Raw genomic sequence first — 2,604 nt, 5'->3', positions numbered from 1 at the left:
TTGCTGACCGGACCATGTGACCACCACCTTCTCTTGAGAAATGCCAAGGACCTTTCCCAGGCCCCCGCCGAAGGTCATCCCCCTCCTGAGGATGACGCCCTCGCCGAAACCTTCGATATCGGCCACGACGGCCGCGTCCTTTTCCCTGATCAGCACCGCCTTTATCCACATCTCGGGCGGCGCCGGCGCCGAGGCGGAGGCCACCTCGTCCCCCTCGGCCGCCTCCGGTTCCGACGGGGAAAAGGGCCTTCGGGCCAACGTGGCGGCCATGATCGTCAACTGGGTGCTCCCCGAGCGGGCCAGCACGGCGTTTCTGAAGCCGGCGGCCGTCTCCTGCAGGGAGGCTATCTCCTTTTCCACGGCGGCCCCGCCGGCCGGCGGCGGAGGGAGGTCCCTGGCGTGGGCGGTGATCACCATCCGCCGGAAGAGGAACCCCGACCACAGGATGCCGCCGATGAGCAGCAGCGCCAGCAAAACCCTGAACCACCGGGGAAAGCGGTTGCCCTCCACGATGTCCTTCCACAGCTCCCGCGATGTGCCAAGCCACGTATCGGGTCCGGCCATCAGTGGTCACCTCCCGTGTCCAGGGTCGTCTCGAGGAGGGCCCTGCCCTTCACGCGGCCCGGCTCGTCGGCCTCGATGCTGACGCTTTTCATCCTGACGGCGCTTCCCATGCCCCTCCAGTCGGAGAAGACGCCCAGGACCGAGTAGTAGGGCCCCAGGAAGTCCACCTGCACCGAGGAGGTGCCGGCGACGGGTTTGGAGGGCTTCATGCTGTTGACCTGGATGCCGTTTTTGGCCAGTTCCCTCTCCACGGAGGAATAAAAGGCCACCTGGTCGGGGGGAAGGCTCACCCGGTAGGCGCCTATCTCCTCGTTGGTCTTTTTATAGGCCTGGAGCAGGCTGGACTTGTTCTGGATGTCCGCCTCGAGGACTCTCTCCCTGGTCCTCAGTTCCACGATGAGCCTCCGCTCCTCGTTCACCCTCCGGGCGAAGAGGACCTGCCCGACCAGGACGAAAAGGACCAGCAGGACCCCAAGGAGCGACAGGACGACCCGCTTGCGGGGCAGCGCGAAAACTCTCATCGGGAGGCCACCTCCCCCAACTCCGCGGGCTCGTCCCTTCCGGGGGCGATGGACATGATGTCCCTGATGCCGCAGTCCAGCGAAAACCGCACCGAGGCGCCGCTCTCCTGGCGGACCCTGGTCGTGACGGGGAAGCCCACGGAACTCACCACCGAGGCCTCCGAGAGGGCCCTGCCGAAGGAGACCACGTCGTTTTCCGTGTAGGCGAAGCCCGACAGGGCCGCCTTCCCCGGGGAAAGGCCCGCCTTCTGGAGCCACACGCCGGGGGGCAGGGTCCGCTCCAGGACGCCCAGGAACTCCACCGAGGGCAGTTCCTTCTGGAGCAGGACCAGGGCCTTGCCGAAGTCCTGGTAGAGGGCCTGCTGCTTTTTCAGCTCCGTGCCCAGTTTGCCGCTCTGCTGAAGCATCCTTTCGATGTTCGACGCCAGCTCCATCCTCTCGGCCCTCAGGGACCGGGAGAGCACCAGGCCGTAGATGAACGTGACGGCCGACACGCCCACGAAGAGGACGACGAGGACCAGCGCCACCGTCCTCTTGAGCTGCACCGGTTTCCTCTCGGACTCGATGTAATCGATGGGCCGCAGGTCGAGTTTGAGGCTCATGGCAGGCTCCTCAGGGCCAGCCCCAGGGCGGCCTCCCAACCGGCCCGTTCCTCGGGCGCTCCCACGATGCCCCACTCCTTCCAGGGATCGGACACCGTGACGGGCACGGCCGTCACGGCCTCGATGGCCTCTTTCAGCTCCTGCCGGGCGGCGAAGTCGCCGGCCAGGATTATCTCGTCCACCTTCATCTCGCGGAACTGGCTCCCCAGGTAGGTGAAGGTCGAGGAGACCTCCCGGGCGACGGCGGCAAAGGGCGCCCCCGGCCCCGGCGGCGGCTCCCCGCCCACGAGGAGGGTGCGGTAGAGCACGCCGTCGCCCCCGAAGCCGACCACTATCTGGGAACTGTTCTTCCCCACGGAGACCACCATGGACCCCTCGGCGGCGCGGAGGCCGCTCCCCCGGGCGCAGCGGTAGAGGGCCACGTTGGCGGGCTCCACGGCGGCCACCCTTATGCCGGCCCTGCGGGCCGTGTCCAGCAGGGAGTTCACCACGTGGAGCCTCGAGGCGGCCACCACGTACCGGGCGCTGTCACGGGCTCCCTCGCCGGTGGTGCTTATGGGGCCCAGGTCGTAGGTGGCGTCGGAGTAGGGGAAGGGGAAGTACTTGTCGAAGTCCCACTTGAGGGCCTCGCGGGCGTCGGCGGTGTCCATGGCCGGCATCTCCACGATGCGCAGCAGCACGTCCCGGGAGGGCATGCCGATGACCACCGGGTCGGCCCAGCGGCCGCCCAGGGACTCCTTCATCCCCAGGAGGTGGGCCTCCAGGGAGTGGGCGTCGGCGATCATCTCCTGCTCGATGGCCACGCCCTCGATCCGGCGCTCGGAACTGACCGACACGGCGAGGTCGCCCGGCGAGCCCTCCAGTTCGATGTACCGGATGGAGCCCGTGCCCAGGGAAAGCCCCGCCGTCGATACGCT

General features: G+C 67.7%; 4 protein-coding genes. All 4 read right to left on the bottom strand.

Annotated features, from left to right (window positions below):
* The coding region (locus GX108_04880) for a hypothetical protein (protein NLO56373.1) at positions 1–564 on the bottom strand (564 nt) is incomplete at its 3' end.
* Complete coding sequence (locus GX108_04875; protein ID NLO56372.1) at positions 564–1,085, bottom strand: hypothetical protein; 522 nt, start codon at positions 1,083–1,085, stop codon at positions 564–566. The genes GX108_04875 and GX108_04880, both read right to left, overlap by 1 nt.
* Positions 1,082–1,687 carry a PilN domain-containing protein gene (locus GX108_04870; GenBank protein NLO56371.1) on the bottom strand — a complete coding sequence of 202 codons (606 nt, stop codon included), beginning with the start codon at positions 1,685–1,687 and terminating at the stop codon, positions 1,082–1,084. Before GX108_04870 ends, GX108_04875 begins: the two co-directional genes overlap by 4 nt.
* Positions 1,684–2,604, bottom strand: a 921-nt coding sequence (locus GX108_04865) for a pilus assembly protein PilM (GenBank protein NLO56370.1), incomplete at its 5' end; no start/stop codon positions are given. The genes GX108_04865 and GX108_04870, both read right to left, overlap by 4 nt.

It is taken from the genome of Thermovirga sp., from assembly GCA_012523215.1.
Lineage (GTDB): Bacteria > Synergistota > Synergistia > Synergistales > Thermovirgaceae > 58-81.
Note: the sequence above shows the minus strand (reverse complement) of the source record. Positions and strands in the feature narration are given on the sequence as shown.